Annotated in this window: 19 protein-coding genes and 4 tRNA genes; 5 read left to right on the top strand and 18 right to left on the bottom strand. The window is 58.9% G+C overall.

Annotated elements, in window-relative coordinates; genetic code table 11:
- Positions 1-625: 625 nt before the first annotated feature.
- Entirely contained in the window at positions 626-1,093 is a 468-nt protein-coding gene (locus PMI32_RS17480) for a hypothetical protein (protein ID WP_008028253.1), read from the top strand.
- 32 nt (positions 1,094-1,125) lie between these two features.
- Entirely contained in the window at positions 1,126-1,341 is a 216-nt protein-coding gene (locus PMI32_RS17475; protein WP_008028254.1) for a hypothetical protein, read from the top strand.
- A gap of 56 nt (positions 1,342-1,397) precedes the next feature.
- Here PMI32_RS17475 and PMI32_RS17470 read toward each other — a convergent pair whose 3' ends face one another.
- Together PMI32_RS17470 and PMI32_RS17465 are read right to left on the bottom strand one after the other, a co-directional pair.
- Positions 1,398-1,715, bottom strand: coding sequence for a hypothetical protein (locus PMI32_RS17470; RefSeq protein WP_008028256.1), 318 nt, complete (start codon positions 1,713-1,715; stop codon positions 1,398-1,400).
- A gap of 2 nt (positions 1,716-1,717) precedes the next feature.
- Positions 1,718-1,972, bottom strand: coding sequence for a hypothetical protein (locus tag PMI32_RS17465; protein ID WP_008028257.1), 255 nt, complete (start codon positions 1,970-1,972; stop codon positions 1,718-1,720).
- A 564-nt stretch (positions 1,973-2,536) separates the two neighbouring features.
- Between PMI32_RS17465 and PMI32_RS17460 the strand changes: the two genes are divergently transcribed.
- Positions 2,537-2,761, top strand: coding sequence for a hypothetical protein (locus tag PMI32_RS17460; protein WP_008028259.1), 225 nt, complete (start codon positions 2,537-2,539; stop codon positions 2,759-2,761).
- A gap of 221 nt (positions 2,762-2,982) precedes the next feature.
- On the opposite strand, the gene PMI32_RS17455 is transcribed toward PMI32_RS17460, so the two are convergent.
- Positions 2,983-3,059: transfer RNA gene (locus PMI32_RS17455), tRNA-Val, on the bottom strand.
- A gap of 183 nt (positions 3,060-3,242) precedes the next feature.
- On the opposite strand from PMI32_RS17455, the gene PMI32_RS17450 reads away from it, so the two are divergent.
- On the top strand, positions 3,243-4,526 hold the full coding sequence (locus tag PMI32_RS17450) for an NAD(P)/FAD-dependent oxidoreductase (RefSeq protein WP_008028261.1): 1,284 nt from the start codon (positions 3,243-3,245) through the stop codon (positions 4,524-4,526).
- A 54-nt stretch (positions 4,527-4,580) separates the two neighbouring features.
- On the opposite strand, the gene PMI32_RS17445 is transcribed toward PMI32_RS17450, so the two are convergent.
- From PMI32_RS17445 to truA, 15 genes are all read right to left on the bottom strand, one after another.
- The gene (locus PMI32_RS17445) at positions 4,581-6,983 is read right to left on the bottom strand and encodes a TonB-dependent receptor (RefSeq protein WP_008028263.1); all 2,403 of its coding nucleotides are present in this window, start codon (positions 6,981-6,983) and stop codon (positions 4,581-4,583) included.
- 67 nt (positions 6,984-7,050) lie between these two features.
- The gene (locus PMI32_RS17440; protein ID WP_008028264.1) at positions 7,051-7,998 is read right to left on the bottom strand and encodes a FecR domain-containing protein; all 948 of its coding nucleotides are present in this window, start codon (positions 7,996-7,998) and stop codon (positions 7,051-7,053) included.
- Complete coding sequence (locus tag PMI32_RS17435) at positions 7,995-8,504, bottom strand: sigma-70 family RNA polymerase sigma factor (RefSeq protein ID WP_008028266.1); 510 nt, start codon at positions 8,502-8,504, stop codon at positions 7,995-7,997. The genes PMI32_RS17440 and PMI32_RS17435 overlap by 4 nt, the downstream gene beginning before the upstream one ends.
- Before the next feature lie 248 nt (positions 8,505-8,752).
- Positions 8,753-8,829, bottom strand: a tRNA-Asp gene (locus PMI32_RS17430).
- Positions 8,830-8,931: 102 nt separating this feature from the next.
- Positions 8,932-9,008 (bottom strand) — tRNA-Asp (locus PMI32_RS17425).
- Between the two features lie 54 nt (positions 9,009-9,062).
- Positions 9,063-9,138 (bottom strand) — tRNA-Val (locus PMI32_RS17420).
- A 226-nt stretch (positions 9,139-9,364) separates the two neighbouring features.
- Positions 9,365-10,138: an SDR family oxidoreductase gene (locus PMI32_RS17415; RefSeq protein ID WP_008028269.1), complete on the bottom strand. Its 774-nt coding sequence runs from the start codon at positions 10,136-10,138 to the stop codon at positions 9,365-9,367.
- Positions 10,135-11,346, bottom strand: coding sequence for an O-succinylhomoserine sulfhydrylase (locus PMI32_RS17410; RefSeq protein WP_008028272.1), 1,212 nt, complete (start codon positions 11,344-11,346; stop codon positions 10,135-10,137). The genes PMI32_RS17415 and PMI32_RS17410 overlap by 4 nt, the downstream gene beginning before the upstream one ends.
- Before the next feature lie 132 nt (positions 11,347-11,478).
- Positions 11,479-12,984, bottom strand: coding sequence for an amidophosphoribosyltransferase (gene purF / locus PMI32_RS17405; protein ID WP_007935163.1), 1,506 nt, complete (start codon positions 12,982-12,984; stop codon positions 11,479-11,481).
- Between the two features lie 41 nt (positions 12,985-13,025).
- Complete coding sequence (locus tag PMI32_RS17400; RefSeq protein WP_008028275.1) at positions 13,026-13,586, bottom strand: CvpA family protein; 561 nt, start codon at positions 13,584-13,586, stop codon at positions 13,026-13,028.
- A 99-nt stretch (positions 13,587-13,685) separates the two neighbouring features.
- Positions 13,686-14,351, bottom strand: a complete 666-nt coding sequence (locus tag PMI32_RS17395; RefSeq protein WP_008028277.1) for an SPOR domain-containing protein — start codon at positions 14,349-14,351, stop codon at positions 13,686-13,688.
- Entirely contained in the window at positions 14,335-15,642 is a 1,308-nt protein-coding gene (gene folC, locus PMI32_RS17390; RefSeq protein WP_008028279.1) for a bifunctional tetrahydrofolate synthase/dihydrofolate synthase, read from the bottom strand. The genes PMI32_RS17395 and folC overlap by 17 nt, the downstream gene beginning before the upstream one ends.
- Positions 15,639-16,559, bottom strand: a complete 921-nt coding sequence (accD, locus tag PMI32_RS17385) for an acetyl-CoA carboxylase, carboxyltransferase subunit beta (RefSeq protein WP_008028281.1) — start codon at positions 16,557-16,559, stop codon at positions 15,639-15,641. Before accD ends, folC begins: the two co-directional genes overlap by 4 nt.
- 209 nt (positions 16,560-16,768) lie before the next feature.
- Positions 16,769-17,392, bottom strand: coding sequence for a phosphoribosylanthranilate isomerase (locus PMI32_RS17380; RefSeq protein ID WP_008028284.1), 624 nt, complete (start codon positions 17,390-17,392; stop codon positions 16,769-16,771).
- Positions 17,393-17,455: 63 nt separating this feature from the next.
- Positions 17,456-18,280 carry a tRNA pseudouridine(38-40) synthase TruA gene (gene truA / locus PMI32_RS17375; protein WP_032828713.1) on the bottom strand — a complete coding sequence of 275 codons (825 nt, stop codon included), beginning with the start codon at positions 18,278-18,280 and terminating at the stop codon, positions 17,456-17,458.
- 191 nt (positions 18,281-18,471) lie between these two features.
- On the opposite strand from truA, the gene PMI32_RS17370 reads away from it, so the two are divergent.
- Positions 18,472-19,131: a M24 family metallopeptidase gene (locus PMI32_RS17370; RefSeq protein ID WP_032828723.1), complete on the top strand. Its 660-nt coding sequence runs from the start codon at positions 18,472-18,474 to the stop codon at positions 19,129-19,131.
- Positions 19,132-19,158 lie beyond the last annotated feature (27 nt).

A 19,158-nucleotide genomic window follows, 5' to 3' on the forward strand; every position in this document is an offset into this window, starting at 1 on the left:
ATGGCAAATAGCCGCACAGTTCAACACTATAGAAATCGAATTTGGCTTGATAGCATCAACGAAACGCGAACGTCGCTCGGGGTTAATGATCAACGCATGAAGAATGTGAACCCACATCAAGCGGCTGTCCAACCTCACTGCTCGCCGGCCTGTACAACAAAGTGAATACGCTTCAGTCAGTAGCCGATTGCCTCAACTCCAAAGGCTTGCGTACGGTTCGTGGTAGCGAGTTCACACCAACGGCAGTACGTCGCCTGATGCTCGCTTTCAACGTCTCATTCTGAGGCTGTCAGAGCTTCCAGCGGCCTAGGGTTATTTCTCAAAAGCTTGGGTTTCTGGTTGAGCTAGGAGCACAGCACTAAGTAACGCTGCGTGAGCGACAGTTTTCAGAATACCCCCACCCCTTCTTCCTGAAAGTGCTCATGAAAAATTTGGGCGGCTGGGTAGTTCGCACAGGAACGCCTTTCCTTATTTTCAGGCTGGAATATCTGAAACGCTGTCGTAGTGCTGATTCTGAAAATACGGATTTTGGGAAATCAGCAGGGAACGATCCAGCCTGACATCTGGACACAAATCACATCACGCTGCCACCATAAGGCATCTTCTACCCTTCAAGGATTGAATCTTGTCAGCCAAAAGAACTATCGGAATCGTGCTCGCGGTCGGCCTCGCCTACGTTGTTATTAAAGGCGTGATCAACGCACCCACCAAGCCTACAAGTTCAACCGGGAGCACCTACACAGCTTCTGCCCCCGCCACCGAATATCCCGAGAGCACAGCAGCCTACAATCAAGTAAACGCGGACATAGGATGCAAAAGCACCTATAGCGATCAGAAGAAAGACGACATATTCAATGCGAAATACAAAAATCACTGGATGACATGGAAAGGCGAGATTGCTCTGCTGGAGTCTGATGAGGTTTCGTTGAATGTGGATGGCATTGGAACTCAAGACCTACAGGTCGATTTCGCCGACAAGAACGCCGGGTATGACCTCTCAAAAGGAAGCCAGCTCAAAGTACGATTTCTAATGAAAACTGCTGGCGGGTGCTTCCTTCCTTTCAGCGGTCAAGACGCAACCGTGGTTCGGTAACACATTTTTTACTTAATCAGGGACGATGCCTCATGACTGATAACAACGAAACAGTGGCTGACGCACTGGAACTACTTCTCCTCAACCAACATGCTATCGCCGCCGGGCTTGAGGAAGTGGCGCTGTGGATCGAGGCACGCGGCTCTGTCGATACGCACGACAACATCACCACCGCATTGGGAACGTTAGATTTGAACGCAGACGCCATCACCACAGCTATAGAGAAGCTTCGTCAAAATCATCAGTAGCTAAAAACCAGATGGCCAGACGTGAAAAACCCCACCGAAGTGGGGCCTAAAGCTTTTTACTTCTGGAACCGCAGCAGCCCCTCTAACAGAGGGTTTGTCGAGCTTTTCTTCCACTCGACTGGCGGCGCCTCGCTGATTGACACGAAGGCTTCGTAGGTGGAAATCCCTGCCAATGCAGCCGCAGCATCAATGCTGTCGCGGGCATACTTGACTGCGCCCTCCCTCGTTGTCGCTGGCGTAAAGACCGCTGTCCAGAGAGTCGTGAGTTTGTGTTTGCTGAAGTTCTTTTTCTTCAGCTCCTCATTGAATTTCGTGCGAGCTGTTGAGCTGACGCCGTTATCCAAATCGACCGTTACAACCGCATGGTAAGGCATGATTAATTCCCCCGCTCTTGGTTGGATTGGGAGACAACAGACGCAGCGAGGGCTTTCGTTTCCTCGCTATATTTGTCGCTCTGGAGAACCTTGCCCGCAACCGTTTCCATCTCAGCACTCGTTTGCTTTCCAGTGTTGGCTTGGGCCAACGTGGAGGCAGCGAGACTTTTGGCAATTTTAGAGGCATGCGGATCGCGGAGGGTTTCAGAGGCCAGTTTGGCCGACTTCGATGAGGACTGCTTTTTATTACTAGGCATGACGTTTTACCTTTGTAGCAAAGGATAGATTTGTCAGCCCCAAGGATTACCGGCCAGCAGAGAACCGTTGACGATCACGTCAATGTTTGGCTCAATGCAGTCCCCCTAGGGCTAACGTAATCGCTACTGTTTAGCTTTAGTTGGTGCGGATGGTTGTGTTCTAAGTTGTGGAGACCGAAGCACGACCATTCGCAGACTTTTCTAAGTACCTCGTTCGAGGTCAGCAGCTAACGGCAAACCCCTACATGTAGGGTTTTTTCGCCGCCGAGATACAAGATAATGCGTTTCACAGGGTGTTGCAACGTACTACCTGTGGATAAACCTGTGCGTAAATTGTGTGTGAAAGATGGAACGAGCGTGTAGGCCGCGACCTAGCTGGAGCGCACCGTTTTTCACTGATTTTCAGCGATTGAAAACAGTCATTCGGATTTTTAAGGGCGCGAACCCTATCTCAAAATTCCGCTGTATATAGTTGCGAGCCAAGACCCTTTTAGAACCACCGTTTACCGCTCAACCTGATGATGGCAAAGTGACCCGACTCTAACCACGCAGGAAGCAAAGACAATGAAAGACATCGTGATTACCGTAGTGAATTTCTTCGCTTGGGCAGGAATCATCGTTGCAACGGTTGTGGGGTATTTCGCAATGAAGGGCAACTACGAGTACATCGGCGCCCTGATTGGCTTCGCCGTAGGCTGCCTAGGCTCTGGAGTGTGGTTTGTACTTTCAGCAATCCATCAGAATATCCAAACCATCCGAGATATTGCCATCAAGCAGTCGCAGGGCTGATTACTACTTTCAACACCCCACCACCACCACCACCACCACCACCACCACCACCACCACCCCAAAGCAGAATCCCACCCGAAAACGAACTGATATCGGCGTTCACATTGCCCAGTGTGAACGAACCCGATATTTTGTGAACGTTCTGAAGAAATCCAAGACAACAAAAAAGGGCCCACCTTTCGGTGAGCCCTTCTAGACCGCCCAGCAGAGCGGATTTTGTTTGGTAGGCGCGATTGGACTCGAACCAACGACCCCCACCATGTCAAGGTGGTGCTCTAACCAACTGAGCTACGTGCCTGCTGTGAGGCGGCATTCTACGGAATTCCGGAGGGGTGTCAACACCTTTTTTCGAGCTAACCCTATGAATATGCAAAATATTTAATTTCTCGGCTGCAAAGAAGATTTTGCGGTGGCTGGCGGTCGATTTTTAACTCGGGTAGGATCGATGCACTCGTAAAATATATTAAACAGAGGCAGCAGGATGGCGAACACTCCCTACCCAGAGTCCTACTACGCCGCATCGGCCAATGCGGTTCCGCCGCGCCCGGCCTTGCAGGGTGACGTAGACACTGATGTCTGTGTGATCGGCGCCGGTTACACCGGCCTGTCCTCTGCCCTGTTTCTGCTGGAGAACGGTTTCAAGGTCACGGTGCTGGAAGCCGCCAAGGTGGGTTTCGGTGCATCGGGTCGTAACGGCGGCCAGATCGTTAACAGTTATAGCCGCGACATCGATGTGATCGAGCGCAGCGTTGGCCCCAAGCAGGCGCAGTTGTTGGGGCAGATGGCGTTTGAAGGCGGACGGATCATTCGTGAGCGGGTCGCCAAATATAATATTCAGTGCGACCTGAAGGACGGCGGCGTGTTCGCTGCAATCACCGCTAAGCAGATGGGCCACCTGGAATCGCAGAAGCGCCTGTGGGAACGTTTTGGTCATACGCAGCTTGAGCTGCTGGATCAACGCCGCATTCGTGAAGTGGTGAACTGCGAGCAATACGTTGGCGGCATGCTCGACATGAGTGGTGGGCACATTCATCCGCTGAACCTGGTACTCGGCGAAGCCGCAGCGGTCGAGTCGTTGGGGGCTACGATTTATGAGCAATCGCCGGCGGTGCGCATCGAACGCGGCGCAACCCCGGTAGTGCACACGCCTCAGGGCAGGGTCAGGGCCAGGTTCATCATCGTGGCGGGCAACGCGTACCTCGGTAATCTGGTGCCGGAATTGGCAGCCAAGTCGATGCCGTGCGGTACGCAAGTGATTACCACCGAGCCATTGGGCGAAGCGTTGGCCAAGAGCCTGTTGCCGCAGGATTACTGTGTCGAAGACTGCAACTACCTGCTCGACTATTACCGTCTGACCGGCGACAAGCGCCTGGTTTTCGGCGGTGGCGTGGTGTACGGCGCGCGGGACCCGGCGAACATTGAAGCGATCATCCGACCGAAGATGCTCAAGGCTTTCCCGCAGCTCAAGGACGTGAAGATCGATTACGCCTGGACCGGCAATTTCCTGCTGACCCTATCGCGTCTTCCGCAGGTCGGACGCCTGGGCGACAACATCTACTACTCCCAGGGTTGCAGTGGCCACGGCGTGACGTACACGCACCTGGCAGGCAAGGTGTTGGCCGAAGCGTTGCGCGGCCAGGCTGAGCGTTTTGACGCGTTTGCTGACTTGCCGCACTACCCCTTCCCCGGCGGGCAATTGCTGCGCACGCCGTTTGCGGCGTTGGGCGCCTGGTACTACGGATTGCGAGACAAGTTCGGCTACTGAGCAACACCGCACTACTTTGTGGGAGCAAGCCTGTCTCGCTCCCACAGGTTCGATTCAGAAATCGACAGTCGCCGAAAGCAAGTACGTGCGCGGCGTCGACAGCGTCAATCCCGGCTCGCTGTCATCCGAAGCACCGGCCGAACTCCAGTAGCGCTTGCCCGCCACGTTCTCGATGTTGGCGCGCAAGGTGATGTTCTTTTCCTCGACCTTGAACGCGTAGCGGGCGCCTACATCAAAGCGCTCCCACGAATCGATTTCCTTGACGTTGGACTGGTCCAGATACTGCGAGCTGGAATAGATGCCGCGACTGGTCAGGGTCAGCCCCTGCAAGGTCGGCACATCCCACTCGGCGCCGAGGTTGACGTTATATTTCGGCGTCGCCGGCGCGCGGTTACCGTCGAAGGTGCCGTTGGTGGTATCAGTCAACTCGCTGTCGATGTACATGACGCCGCCGAGCAGGCGGAAACCCTTGAGCGGCTCACCGAACACGCTCAGCTCCACACCCTCGTTTTGGCGTTTGCCGTTCGGGCCGAAGACGCGGGTCGTGGCGTTGGTTTCATAGGCCGGTTGCTTGATCCGGAACACCGCAGCGGTCACGGCGAACGCACCCGCGTCATACTTGGCGCCGACCTCGACCTGCCGGCTGATGAACGGCGGGAAGATTTCGTCCTCGTTCACTGAAGTCGATGGCGCGATCTTGCCCTGGCTCAAGCCTTCCATGTAGTTGGCGTACAGCGACAGCTTGTCGGTAGCCTTGAACAGGATGCCGCCCGACGGCGAAACCTTTTCTTCATCGTAGGCCGTGTCGCCTTTGACATCGTCCGCCCAGTCGTCAACCTTCACCCGCTGCCAGCGGGCGCCGAGGGTCAGCAACACACGATCATCGAAGAACCCCAGCGTGTCGGACAGCGCCAGACCGCTGAAGCGATTCTCGGTGTAGACCTTCGAATCGAGTCGAGTGGGCCTGACAGGTGTCGGTGTTACCACCGGGTTATAGAGGTTGCTGTTGGCCGTGGCATAACGGGCGCCGCCATTTTCGAAGTCCATGTAGAAATAACTGGCAGCCAGGTTGACCTCGTGGCTCACGCGCCCGGTGTGAAACCAGTTGCGCACCCCGGCAGTAGCCGTCCGGACACTTTCGTCACGGGTGAAGTCACGAGGTTGAACGCTAAAGTCGCCCCGGTTGTTGGTGACCGCAACAGCATGACGGAGGAAGTCATGATTGCTTTCGCGTGCACCCACACCGCCGTATAGCATCACGTTATCGCTGACATCGAATTCGCCGTTCACCGTGCCGAACGTGTCGTTGGTACTCGCCTTGCTCCAGGGCTGCGCATAGTTGTGGCGGACATCGCTGGCATGCGGAACCTGTGCGGCGGCGCCAACTTGCACGCGCTCCTGCGGGGCGTCGGTATCGCGTTCGGTGCGCCCCAGGTCGGTCGAGAGTCGCAGGCGCTCACCGCGAAAATCCAGGCCCAGCACGGCCATCTCGCGGTCGACATTCTGGTGATCCCATTCGGTGTCGCCGGACTGTTTTACGCCGTTGAAACGAATGCCGAACTTGTTGTCTTCACCAAAGCGCCTGCCGATATCCACGGCACCGCCGGTCTGGCTGTCGGACGCGTAGTTGCCGGTAAACGAAGTGATCGGCTTGTCGGTCGCGCGTTTGGGCACCACGTTGATCCCGCCACCCACGGCACCTCGCGGCGAGATGCCGTTGATGAGCTGGCTCGGGCCTTTGAGAATGTCGACGCGATCGGCCATCTCCATGTCGATCGTATAGGTCGGCAAAACGCCGTAGAGGCCGTTGTAGGCGACATCACTGTTGAACAGACTGAACCCGCGAATGGTGAATTGCTCATAGCGCCCACCGGCCGGGTTGGTGGCGCGAACGGAAGGATCGCTGGCGATCAGCTCGCCCAGGGTGCGCGCCTGCAAGTTCTTGACCGCCTCGCTGGTGTAGGTGGTCATGCTGAACGGCGTTTCCATGAAGTCTTTCGAGCCGAGCAAACCTTGCGAACCGCGACGCGCAACCTGACCGCCGGCATACACCTCGCCATCCGCTCCGCCGGTGGCACCGAGAATCGAGGTCGGGGCCAGTTGCAAGCTGCTGCCTTCTGGCGCCGGGGTCAGGATGTACGCCTGCTCGCCGACCGCTTGCAACTGCAGACCGGAACCCTGCAACAGTCGCGCAAAGCCCTCCTCGACCGCGTACTCGCCAGACAGGCCGCTGCTGTTGCGACCGCTGACCAGCGCCGGATCAACCGAGAGATTGACCCCGGACAGCCCGGCGAAACGGGTCAGCGCATCACTCAGGCTGCCGGCAGGCACCTGATAATTGCGTCGAGCACTCTCTTCGGCCCAGCTTGCGGTTATGAACAATGGACTGGCACTCAGGCCAAGCAGCAGACTCAGGTGCAACAACGGACGCAGACGCGGATAACAAGGTACAGGCATTGAATTTGCTCTCTTGATTCGTTCACATGCCTTGAATGACAAGCGAGTCGAAAAAAGGGGACAGGCTTTACACACTATTTTTGCGCGGCAGCAACGTGACCCAGTAGCGGGTTCGGGAATGCACCTCCAGCGGCAGACTGGCCGCAAGCAGCGCGAGGACGCGATCCGTGTCGTCGAGACGGAAACTGCCGGTGACACGCAGGCTTTCCAGTTCAGCCTCCCAGCGCAAAACACCCGGTCGGTAAGTGCCGAGTTCGCGCAGGAAATCCCCCAGCGGCTGGTTCTTCGCCATCAGCACGCCTTCACGCCAACCCGGCGCAAGTGCATCGAATGGCGTGATCGCGCCGACACCCGCCGCTTCAAGGCTGACCTGCTGCCCTTCGCGCAATGCCAGTGCCGGCCCATGCAGGGGCCGCAACTGCACGCTACCGTTGAACACCGACACCCGACAGCCGCGCGCCTCCTGGCGTACGCAGACTTCGCTCTGACTGAGGATAACGTTGCCGAACTTCGTCTGGATCGTCAGCGGCGCAATGCCCGGCACCTTCAGCGACAGTTCGCCCTCGATCAACTTCACGCGGCGGTTCTGCACATCCACATCGACGGCGCTGGCGGTGTTGAGTTGCAAGGAGCTGCCATCGGCGAGCTGCACCGTTTTGCGCTCGCCTGTGGCGGTGTGCAGGTCGGCACGCCAGACGTCCAGAGGCAATTGTCGACTGATCAGCCAGGCCGTCGGCACCAACGCCACAGCGCCCAATGCGCGCTTCAGCACTGCGCGTCGGCCAGGATCAGGACGGTCCAGACTGCTCAGCGCCAGCGCCGACGGCAGATCGGCGAAACGCTGACGCAAGGCCTGGGCCTTCTGCCAAGCCTGCTCGTGACTGGCGCAGGTGTCGCGCCAACGCTGCAAATTCGCACGATCCTGCTCATTGGCGCCGCCAGATTCGAGCAACGCAAGCCATTGCGCGGCAGCCCGAACAGCCTGACGGGGATCGGAGGAAGACTGACTGTTCACAGTTCCACCAACAGACAATGCTCGTAGGCTTGCGCCATGTAACGTTTGATCGTGCGCTCCGACACCCGCAGGCGCTCGGCGATTTGCTGGTAGTTCAAGCCTTCGAGCTGACTCCAGAGAAACGCCCGGCGCACCGCCCTTGGCAGTCCGTCGAGCAGCTCATCCAGTGCTTGCAGGGTTTCCAGCAGCAACCAACGCTGTTCGGGTGATGGCGCACAGTCTTCAGGCATCGACGCCAACGTAGCCAGATAGGCTTGCTCAAGGCTGCGACGCTGGTAGAAGTTGCTCAGCAGGCGTTTGCCGACGGTCAGCAGATAGGCACGAGGCTCTTGCAAGTCAGCGATGCGCTGAGAGCTGGCGAGCACACGCAGGAACGTATCCTGGCTCAAATCCGCCGCATCACAGCCGTTGCCCATGCGCCTTCTCAACCAGCCTTCCAGCCAGCCACGGTGGTCGCGGTACAGGTCGTGGAGGGTTTGCTCCTTCGGCATCGCTGCATCACTCATCTCAAGAAGCCCTGTGCCAAGGAGTTATCGTAAATGAGAGTGATTCTAATTAATGTCAGAGCTACGAAGGAAGTCCTTTATGCAACGGACGCGCAGAAAGGTCATATGGGTAAGCGTGAAGTGGCATAAAAGCCAAATTTCAGACACAAAAAACCCCGGTCTTTCGACCAGGGTCTTTGCTATCGACTCGAAGATCACCAGAGGCTTCTTCGTAGCTCCAAGGCGTTCAGTGGGCCTTGAGGCAGATATGGCGCAGCGGACGGGACTCGAACCCGCGACCCCCGGCGTGACAGGCCGGTATTCTAACCGACTGAACTACCGCTGCGTATCGCTTTGGACTTGCGTCCTAACTCGTCTGATTGAAGCTGCGAGACTTTTCAATCTCTCTTTCAATCTCAAATCAGGGATAAACCTGACTCGGAAAATATGGCGCAGCGGACGGGACTCGAACCCGCGACCCCCGGCGTGACAGGCCGGTATTCTAACCGACTGAACTACCGCTGCGCGTCGGTGGAGGCTTTTCAGCTTCCCTCCTGCTTTCGCAAGAGTCTCAAGAAGTGGTGGGTGATGACGGGATCGAACCGCCGACATTCTGCTTGTAAGGCAGACGCTCTCCCAGCTGAGCTAATCACCCTTTGCTTCTCTGAGGCCGCGAAATTTACGCACCTAACGAAGCTAAGTCAATAGCAGGATTGAAGTTTTTCTGAAAAAGAAAGAATTGTGTCATTCAGGGTGCAGGCAACAGGCAGGCCGCCTTCGCGAGCAAGCCCGCTCCCACAGGGGAATGCATTGAAATGTGGGAGCGGGCTTGCTCGCGAAGGCGGCGGTACATCCAAAATCAATATTGAAGACAGCTCACCCTACTCGCTGTAAATCATCTTCTTGGTCATGCCGCCATCGACCACAAACTCCTGGCCCGTGACGAAACCCGCATTCTTCGACAGCAACCAGGCAACCATCGCCGCCACGTCCTCGACCGTCCCTACCCGGCCCGCCGGATGCTGCGCATGGTCGGCTTCGGTGAGGGGTTCGGCACGCCGCACCCCAGGGTCTCGCGCATCGATCCAGCCAGGGCTGACGGCGTTGACGCGAATTTCCGGCCCGAGGCTGATTGCCAAAGCGTGAGTCAAGGCCAGCAGACCGCCCTTGCTCGCCGCATAGGCCTCCGTGTCGGGTTCCGACTGCCCGGCGCGGGTCGAGGCCAGGTTGACGATCGCACCGCTGTGAGCACGCAGGTACGGCGCACAGTGCTTGGCCAGCAGCATCGGCCCACTGAGGTTTACCGCCAGCACCCGATTCCAGTACGCCAGATCGAGGCTTTCCAGGGTGATGTTGTGCGGATCGGCCACTGCCGCGTTGCACACCAGCGCATCCAGACGCCCGAACTGCCCCAGCACTTCGGCGACACCCAACGCCACCTGCCCTTCGTTCGAGACGTCCATGGCGATGAACCAGGCGTTGTCGCCCAGCACCTTCGCCACCTTCGAACCGCGCACCCGATCCAGGTCCGTCAGCACCACCTGCCAGCCTTCGCTGATCAGCCAGGCCGCAATCCCCAGACCAATGCCTCGCGCAGCACCGGTGACCAGCGCAACGCGACCATTGGAAGCGGACGATGTGGACAACTCGATCACAAGGCAGCCAACCCGCGCGCCAGATCAGCCTGCAGGTCGGCCACGTCTTCCAGACCGACCGCAATGCGGATCAGGCTGTCACGAATGCCCGCGGCTTCACGCTCTTGCGGCGCCAGACGGCCGTGGGAGGTGGTGCTCGGGTGGGTGATGGTGGTCTTGCTGTCGCCAAGGTTGGCGGTGATCGAAATCAATCGGGTTGCATCGATAAAGCGCCACGCGCCCTCTTTTCCGCCCTTGACCTCGAAACTCACCACGGCACCGAAACCTTTCTGCTGACGCTGTGCCAACGCGTGTTGCGGATGGCTTTTCAGGCCGGCGTAATGGACTTTCTCGATACCGTCCTGCTGCTCCAGCCACTCGGCCAGTTGTTGGGCATTGGCGCAGTGCGCCTTCATGCGCAGGTTCAGGGTTTCGAGGCCTTTGAGGAAGATCCACGCGTTGAACGGGCTCAGGGTTGGCCCAGCGGTACGCAGGAAACCGACCACTTCTTTCATCTGCTCGCTGCGACCGGCCACTACGCCGCCCATGCAACGGCCCTGACCGTCGATGAACTTGGTCGCCGAGTGCACGACGATGTCCGCGCCCATCTTCAGCGGCTGCTGCAGCGCAGGCGTGCAGAAGCAGTTGTCGACCACCAGCATCGCGCCTTTGGCGTGAGCGATTTTCGACAGTTCGGCGATATCCACCAGCTCGGCCAGCGGATTGGACGGCGACTCGACGAACAGCAATTTGGTGTTGGCCTTGATTGCCGCGTCCCAGCCGGACAGATCCGCCAGAGGCACGTAATCGACTTCGATGCCGAAGCGCTTGAAGTACTTCTCGAACAGGCTGATGGTCGAACCGAACACGCTGCGCGAGACCAGCACATGATCGCCGGCGCTGCACAGACTCATCACCACCGCCATGATCGCGGCCATGCCGGTGGCGGTGGCCACGGCTTGCTCAGCGCTTTCCAGGGCGGCAATGCGCTCTTCGAACGCGCGCACGGTAGGATTGGTGTAACGCGAGTAAACGTTGCCCGGCACTTCCCCGGCAAAACGTGCGGCCGCGTCGGCGGCGGTACGGAATACATAGCTGGAAGTGAAGAACATCGGATCACCGTGTTCGCCTTCCGGCGTGCGGTGCTGACCGGCGCGTACGGCCAGGGTATCGAACGCTACGCCTTCGAGGTCGCTGTCCAGCCGACCGGCATCCCAATCCTGACTCATGCTGTCACTCCTTGCCCTACTCGCTAATAGATACAAAAACGGCCTGTAGGAGCATGGCTTGCCCGCGAAGGGGCCTTTGGGAACACCAAAAGCTTCGCGGGCAAGCCTCGCTCCTACAGGCCGCGCGTTTACTCAGTTGTTGTACAGATCAATGATCGCGCTGACTGCCTGCGTCTTGACCTTGGAGGCATCGTTACGTGCCTGCTCGATCTTGTTCAGGTAAGCCTCGTCGACGTCGCCGGTCACGTACTGGCCGTCGAACACCGCGCAATCGAACTTGTCGATCTTGATCTTGCCGCCACCGACCGCTTCGATCAAGTCAGGCAAGTCCTGATAGATCAGCCAGTCTGCGCCGATCAGATCCGCGACGTCCTGGGTCGAACGGTTATGGGCGATCAGCTCGTGGGCGCTCGGCATGTCGATGCCGTAGACGTTCGGGTAACGAACGGCCGGTGCCGCAGAGCAGAAGTAGACGTTTTTGGCGCCAGCTTCGCGGGCCATCTGGATGATTTGCTTGCAAGTAGTGCCGCGAACGATCGAGTCATCCACCAGCATCACGTTCTTGCCGCGGAATTCCAGTTCGATGGCGTTGAGCTTCTGGCGTACGGATTTTTTCCGTGCAGCCTGGCCCGGCATGATGAAGGTCCGGCCGATATAGCGGTTCTTCACGAAGCCTTCGCGGAACTTGACGCCCAGGTGGTTCGCCAGCTCCAGCGCAGCGGTACGGCTGGTGTCCGGAATAGGGATAACCACGTCGATGTCGTGATCCGGACGCTCGCGCAGGATCTTCTCGGCGAGCTTCTCACCCATGCGCAGACGGGCTTTATAAACCGAGACACCGTCGATGATCGAGTCCGGACGCGCCAGGTAGACGTGTTCGAAGATGCACGGAGTCAGGGACGGGTTGGTCGCGCACTGACGGGTGTGCAGCTTGCCGTCTTCAGTGATGTAGACCGCTTCACCCGGTGCCAGGTCGCGAATCAGGGTGAAACCGAGCACGTCCAGGGACACGCTTTCGGAGGCGATCATGTACTCGACGCCTTCGTCGGTGTGACGCTGACCGAAAACGATCGGGCGGATGCCGTGCGGGTCGCGGAAACCGACGATGCCGTAACCGGTCACCATCGCCACGACGGCGTAACCACCGACGCAACGGTTGTGCACGTCAGTGACGGCAGCGAACACGTCTTCTTCGGTTGGCTGCAACTTGCCACGCTGGGCCAGCTCGTGTGCGAACACGTTGAGCAGCACTTCCGAATCGGAATTGGTGTTGACGTGGCGCAGGTCAGATTCGTAAATCTCCTTGGCCAGCTGTTCAACGTTGGTCAGGTTACCGTTGTGCGCCAGGGTGATGCCGTAAGGCGAGTTGACGTAGAACGGTTGAGCTTCGGCCGAGGTCGAGCTGCCCGCGGTCGGGTAACGCACATGGCCAATGCCCATGTGACCGACCAGACGCTGCATGTGACGCTGATGGAACACGTCACGCACCAGGCCATTGTCCTTGCGCAGGAATAACCGGCCATCATGGCTGGTCACGATACCGGCAGCGTCCTGGCCGCGGTGCTGGAGGACGGTTAGCGCGTCATACAGCGCCTGATTGACGTTCGACTTACCGACGATACCGACGATGCCACACATGCGACGCAACCCCTACTTAATGGATCTGAACTGAACACAACTCACTGAGGCGTTTTGGCCGTCGGCAAGAGGTGCTCCTTGAACGGTATTTCAGCGGGTACGCTGATACCGCTGGCAAGCCACTGACTGCTCCACCCGAGAATCAGGTTTTTGGACCAGTCTGCGACCAATAGAAATTTTGGCACGAGTTGCGACTGTTGCCACCACCCGTCCTGCTGTACCGGCCCCAGGCTCAACAGCCCGACCGCCACGACCACCAACAACACGCCACGCGCGGCGCCGAAGGCCATGCCGAGGAATCGATCGGTCCCGGACAACCCGGTGACGCGAACCAATTCGCCGATAAGATAATTGATCATTGCGCCTACGATCAGCGTGGCGACAAACATAATTGCGCAGCCCGTGATCACACGTGCCGATGGCGTTTCGATGTATCCGGCGAGGTATTCGGACAATGCACCACCGAACATCCAGGCGACGACTCCTGCGATGATCCAGGTCACCAGCGATAATGCTTCTTTGACGAAGCCGCGGCTCAGACTGATCAATGCGGAGATGGCGACGATTGCAACGATCGCCCAGTCAACCCAGGTAAATGGCACAGTGCAGCCTACAGACGGATAAGGCGGCGCATTTTAGCAGAGCCCATGCTTATCGGTAAGCTGCGATTGTCAGTGCATTTCAAATCGGGTCGATAGTTTTCAACCGCGCTCAGGCTGGAAGCGCACCACAAAACCCTTGAGGTTCTGCTGGCGGTTCAATAAGTCGCGCAGACGATCGGCTTCCGCACGCTCGATCAGCGGCCCTACGAACACCCGATTCTTGCCGTCAGCCGTGCGAATGTAGGCGTTGTAGCCTTGGCTGCGCAGGGTTTTCTGCAGGTTTTCTGCGCTGGCACGGCTCGACAGGCTGGCCAGTTGCACCGACCAGCTGATCGACAGGCCATTGGCGTCGACGCGGCTTTGAGTAGTATCCGGTTTACCCGGTGCGGCGGTAATCGGCTGGCTCGGCGCAGTCGTCGGTTTGTTGACCGGAGCCGGTGCCGGAGACGGCGTTACCGGTTTTGCGGCAGGCGCAGGCGCGACGGGTGCAGTCGGCGCGATCGGCATTACGGGTTCTTCCTGCTGCGCGATGTCGTCATCACTCGGCACAGGCTCCTGCGGCAAGACTTGCGGCTCAGGCACCGCCACCGGCTCAACCTGCACCTGCGGCACCGAAGGCGCTTGCGGGGCGGCTGGCGCTTCGACCGTTACCTGACGCTGCTCATCCTGACGGGAAAACAGCATCGGCAGGAAAATCACCGCCAGCGCCACCAGCACCAGGGCGCCGACCATGCGCTGTTTGTAAGCCTTATCCAGCAATGCCATTTGCCGCTTCCTCCGTGGAGCGCCGGGCCAGCCATTCAAGGGCCTCGGCAACACAATAAAATGATCCGAACAACAGAATTTCGTCGTCGCTCGTCGCCAGCGCGCACTGCCCTTCCAGGGCGGCGGCCACGCTGTCATAGGACGCGACTGAAGCACCGAGGTTGTGCAACACCCCGTGCAAATCGGCGACCGGTCGCGCCCGCGGCGAATCCAGCGGCGCAACAGCCCAGTGCTGGACACTAGCATTCAATTCGCCGACAACACCATCCAGATCCTTGTCCGCCAGCAATCCAAACACCGCCAGACGCTTGCCGGCCGGCGGTCGGCTCGCCAAACGACGGGCCAGGTATTCGGCGGCGTGAGGGTTATGCCCCACATCCAGCAACAGGTTCAGACGCTTGCCCTGCCAGTCGAACTGGCGGCGGTCGAGGCGACCGACCACCCGCGTGGCTTTCAGCGCATCAATAATCTGCGCATCGACCCAGGGCAAACCAAGCAACAGATACGCCTGCAACGCCAGCGCGGCGTTTTCCATCGGCAGTTCGAGCAACGGCAGATCATGCAACTCGACTACACGCCCTTGAGCGTCAAGACCGCGCCATTGCCAGTTGTGATCGGTGACACCAAGGTCAAAATCGCGCCCCCGCAGGAAAAACGGGCAAGCGAGCTCGCGCGCCTTGTCCAGCAGAGGTTGAGGAGGATTCAGGTCGCCACAGAGCGCAGGCGCGCCCTGGCGGAAGATGCCGGCCTTTTCATAGGCCACTGACTCACGGGTGTCGCCCAGATAATCCGCGTGATCCACGCCGATGCTGGTCACCAGCGCCATGTCGGCATCCACCACGTTGACCGTGTCCAGTCGCCCGCCCAGACCGACTTCCAGCACCACGGCATCCAGCGCTGACCGTTGAAACAGCCAGAACGCCGCCAGGGTGCCCATTTCGAAGTAAGTCAGGGAAGTTTCGCCACGCCCCGCCTCTACTGCAGCAAAGGCCTCGCACAGCTCGGCATCCGTCGCTTCGACGCCGTTGACCTGCACCCGCTCGTTGTAACGCAGCAGGTGCGGAGAATTGTAGACACCAACCTTCAGACCCTGCGCTCGCAGCAATGAAGCCACGAATGCGCAGGTGGAACCCTTGCCGTTGGTGCCGGTGACCGTGATCACCCGAGGCGCCGGCTTGCCCAGCCCCATGCGGGACGCTACCTGTTGCGAGCGCTCAAGGCCCATGTCGATGGCCGAAGGGTGCAACTGCTCAAGGTAGGCGAGCCACTCGCCAAGGGTGCGTTGGGTCATATGTTTGCAGGCACCGGCGGAACGACGATCGGCTCGATTGGCGCGGCGACGAATTTCGGCGTCGGCTTGCCGGTCAGTTGCGCCAGCAGGTTACCCAGGCGTGGACGCAGTTCCTGACGGTGAATAATCATGTCGATCGCACCGTGCTCCAGCAGGAATTCGCTGCGCTGGAAGCCTTCCGGCAGTTTTTCGCGAACGGTTTGCTCGATCACGCGTGGACCGGCGAAGCCGATCAGGGCTTTCGGCTCGCCGACGATCACGTCACCAAGCATCGCCAGGCTGGCGGAGACGCCGCCGTAGACCGGATCGGTCAGCACGGAGATGAACGGAATGCCTTCTTCACGCAGACGCGCCAGTACCGCAGAGGTCTTGGCCATTTGCATCAGGGAAATCAGGGCTTCCTGCATCCGCGCACCACCGGAAGCGGCGAAGCAGATCATCGGGCATTTGTTTTCCAGGGCGTAGTTGGCGGCGCGTACGAAGCGCTCACCGACGATCGCACCCATGGAACCGCCCATGAAGGAGAATTCGAAGGCCGAAACCACCACCGGCATGCCCAGCAGGGTGCCGCTCATGGAGATCAGTGCGTCTTTTTCGCCGGTCTGCTTTTGCGCAGCGGTCAGGCGGTCCTTGTACTTCTTGCCGTCGCGGAATTTCAGACGGTCGACTGGCTCCAGGTCCGCACCCAGCTCGCTGCGGCCTTCGGCGTCGAGGAAGATGTCGATACGGGCGCGGGCGCCGATACGCATGTGGTGGTTGCACTTCGGGCAAACATCCAGGGTCTTTTCCAGCTCCGGACGATACAGCACAGCCTCGCAAGACGGGCATTTGTGCCACAGACCTTCAGGCACCGAGCTCTTCTTGACCTCGGAACGCATGATCGAAGGGATCAGTTTGTCTACTAACCAGTTGCTCATGCTTTCTTTCTCCAGTACCGGCGGCCCGAACGCTCTGGTTCGCAGCCCCGCGTATGCCCTTGAGCTAAATTCATGTGTGTGGCGATGATCGGTGGGTGGCCGGGTCAGTGAAGCGTGACCTGCGTACAACCCATCAATCCTCAGCCGTGCCTGCTTTGTGCAGCGCAGTGCATTTTGGGACGGCGGCAGTCTGCCAGCCGTCACATCAACTACTTGCTGCTGCGTACCGCGTTAATGAATGCCTGAATCTTTGCGTGATCCTTGATGCCCTTGCTCGCCTCTACTCCCCCACTGACGTCCACCGCGTAAGGCCGAACCCGGGCAATCGCTTCGGCGACGTTGTCCGGCGTCAAACCGCCCGCCAGGATGATCGGCTTGCTCAAGCCTTGCGGTATCAGAGTCCAGTCGAACGCCTCGCCGGTTCCGCCAGGTACACCTTCAACGTAGGCGTCGAGCAGGATACCGCTGGCACTTGGAAACGCATTGCATGCCGCCGCGATATCGTCGCCGGCCTTGACCCGCAGCGCCTTGATGTACGGTCGATGCCAGCCTTCACAGTCGGCAGCGGTTTCGTCGCCATGGAACTGCAACAGGTCCAGCGGCACGGCGTCGAGCAACTCTCCCAACTCGCAACGGCTGGCGTTGACGAACAAACCCACGGTCGTCACGAACGGCGGCAGCGCCTTGATGATGTCGCGCGCTTGCTGGAACGTCACAGCCCGCGGGCTCTTGGCGTAAAACACAAACCCGATGGCATCAGCCCCGGCCTCGACCGCTGCCAACGCATCTTCTATGCGGGTAATCCCGCAAATCTTGCTGCGAACGGCTGACATGTCGATAAAACCTCAGGGTAAATCCGAGAAAGTCCCGGATGGTAACAAATGCGTTCGAGGGCGTCAGCCGTCAAGTTCGGTGAAACCGGTCAGGAAGTGTGGGCCAATGTAACGTTCAGGCAATTCGAACTCGTCGCGGTACTCGACCTGTACCAGATACAGGCCGAATGGATGCGCCGTTACCCCGCCGGAACGGCGAATGCGGCTCTCCAGCACTTCCTTCATCCACTCCACCGGACGCTCACCGGCGCCGATGGTCATCAATACACCGGCAATGTTACGCACCATGTGGTGCAGGAAGGCGCTGGCGCGGATATCCAGCACGATCATCTTGCCGTGACGCGTGACGCGCAGGTGATGCAGCTCCTTGACTGGCGATTTGGCCTGGCACTGGCCGGCGCGAAAAGCGCTGAAGTCGTGGGTGCCGACCAGGTATTGCGCAGCCTCGGCCATGCGCTCGACGTCGAGCGGACGGTGATTCCAGGTAATTTCTTCGTTCAGGTGCGCCGGGCGGATCTGATCGTTGTAGATCACGTAGCGATAGCGCCGGGCGATGGCCTTGAACCGCGCATGGAAATGCGCCGGCATGACCTTGGCCCAACTGACGCTGACGTCGTGGGGCAAGTTGATGTTGGCGCCCATGACCCAGGCTTTCATCGACCGCTCGACCTGTGTGTCGAAATGCACCACCTGCCCGCAGGCATGCACGCCGGCGTCCGTGCGCCCGGCGCACAGCAGCGACACGGGTGAGTCGGCAACTTTGGACAAGGCGTTTTCCAGGGTTTCCTGCACTGTGAGCACGCCGGAGGCCTGACGCTGCCAGCCGCGATAGCGCGAGCCTTTGTATTCAACGCCCAACGCGATGCGGAAAAAGCCGTCGGCCGCCATTTCGGCGGCCGGGTTATCTATATTTGCCAAGGAGTGACAGCCTGCTGATCTACGCAAAGGCGGGCATTATAAGGCCGCCGGACCGGGACGCCAGAGGCGTGTGTCGTTTGTGCCGTTGCAGTGTCCACACAGACTTCGCTATATAGATAACTACACAACGAAAAAAAACAGAACACCACCGAGACCTGATGATGAATGCACCTCTCAAAGAAGCCGTCGGCTTGGCGTACAGCCTGGAAGGCATGCTGCACGCCAAACGCAAGACGTGGGAAGCGATCGACGAAATGGCCCGACGCATCAAACCCGGCATGCGTGAATCCGAGGCGCTGGCCATGAGCCTTGAGGTATTAAACGAACTGGGAATGGACCGCATCTGGCACCCGTCAAAGATCCGCTTTGGCGAAAACACCCTGAAAACCTTCAAGCAACGCTCCGAAGGCGATCCGGTACTGGCCGAGAACGACATTTTCTTTATCGACCTCGGCGTGGTCTGGGATCGCCATGAAGGCGACTCCGGCGCAACGTTCATCGTCGGTGACGATTCCGAGATGAAGGCCTGCGCGACGGCCGCGAAGACTTTGTTCGATCAGGTTCACGATTACTGGCGTACACAGCAGGTGGCCGGTCCTGAGCTGTATCGCTATGCCGACGAACAGGCGACGGCGATGGGCTGGAAGCTGAACCTGGAAATCAAGGGGCACCGGGTCAGTGATTTCCCCCATGCGATTTATCGTGCCGGGGATCTGGGGAATTTCGAGGAATGTCCGAATGTGGGGTTATGGATTCTGGAAATCCAGATCGCCCACCCTACCCGGCCGTTTGGTGCGTTTTATGAGGATTTGCTGGCCTGAGCCAAAAAGCTTCGCGGGCAAGCCTCG

Source organism: Pseudomonas sp. GM60 (genome assembly GCF_000282415.1).
Taxonomy (GTDB): domain Bacteria; phylum Pseudomonadota; class Gammaproteobacteria; order Pseudomonadales; family Pseudomonadaceae; genus Aquipseudomonas; species Aquipseudomonas migulae.

Bases quoted from the DNA above. Each gene is read 5' to 3' on its own strand.
- accD (WP_008028281.1), bottom strand. From the start codon at position 16,559: ATGAGCAACTGGTTAGTAGACAAACTGATCCCTTCGATCATGCGTTCC.
- PMI32_RS17450 (WP_008028261.1), top strand. From the start codon at position 3,243: ATGGCGAACACTCCCTACCCAGAGTCCTACTACGCCGCATCGGCCAAT.
- PMI32_RS17460 (WP_008028259.1), top strand. From the start codon at position 2,537: ATGAAAGACATCGTGATTACCGTAGTGAATTTCTTCGCTTGGGCAGGA.
- PMI32_RS17465 (WP_008028257.1), bottom strand. From the start codon at position 1,972: ATGCCTAGTAATAAAAAGCAGTCCTCATCGAAGTCGGCCAAACTGGCC.
- PMI32_RS17475 (WP_008028254.1), top strand. From the start codon at position 1,126: ATGACTGATAACAACGAAACAGTGGCTGACGCACTGGAACTACTTCTC.
- truA (WP_032828713.1), bottom strand. From the start codon at position 18,280: ATGGCGGCCGACGGCTTTTTCCGCATCGCGTTGGGCGTTGAATACAAA.
- PMI32_RS17370 (WP_032828723.1), top strand. From the start codon at position 18,472: ATGAATGCACCTCTCAAAGAAGCCGTCGGCTTGGCGTACAGCCTGGAA.
- folC (WP_008028279.1), bottom strand. From the start codon at position 15,642: ATGACCCAACGCACCCTTGGCGAGTGGCTCGCCTACCTTGAGCAGTTG.
- PMI32_RS17410 (WP_008028272.1), bottom strand. From the start codon at position 11,346: ATGAGTCAGGATTGGGATGCCGGTCGGCTGGACAGCGACCTCGAAGGC.
- PMI32_RS17395 (WP_008028277.1), bottom strand. From the start codon at position 14,351: ATGGCATTGCTGGATAAGGCTTACAAACAGCGCATGGTCGGCGCCCTG.
- PMI32_RS17470 (WP_008028256.1), bottom strand. From the start codon at position 1,715: ATGCCTTACCATGCGGTTGTAACGGTCGATTTGGATAACGGCGTCAGC.
- PMI32_RS17380 (WP_008028284.1), bottom strand. From the start codon at position 17,392: ATGTCAGCCGTTCGCAGCAAGATTTGCGGGATTACCCGCATAGAAGAT.
- PMI32_RS17435 (WP_008028266.1), bottom strand. From the start codon at position 8,504: ATGAGTGATGCAGCGATGCCGAAGGAGCAAACCCTCCACGACCTGTAC.
- purF (WP_007935163.1), bottom strand. From the start codon at position 12,984: ATGTGTGGCATCGTCGGTATCGTCGGTAAGTCGAACGTCAATCAGGCG.
- PMI32_RS17445 (WP_008028263.1), bottom strand. From the start codon at position 6,983: ATGCCTGTACCTTGTTATCCGCGTCTGCGTCCGTTGTTGCACCTGAGT.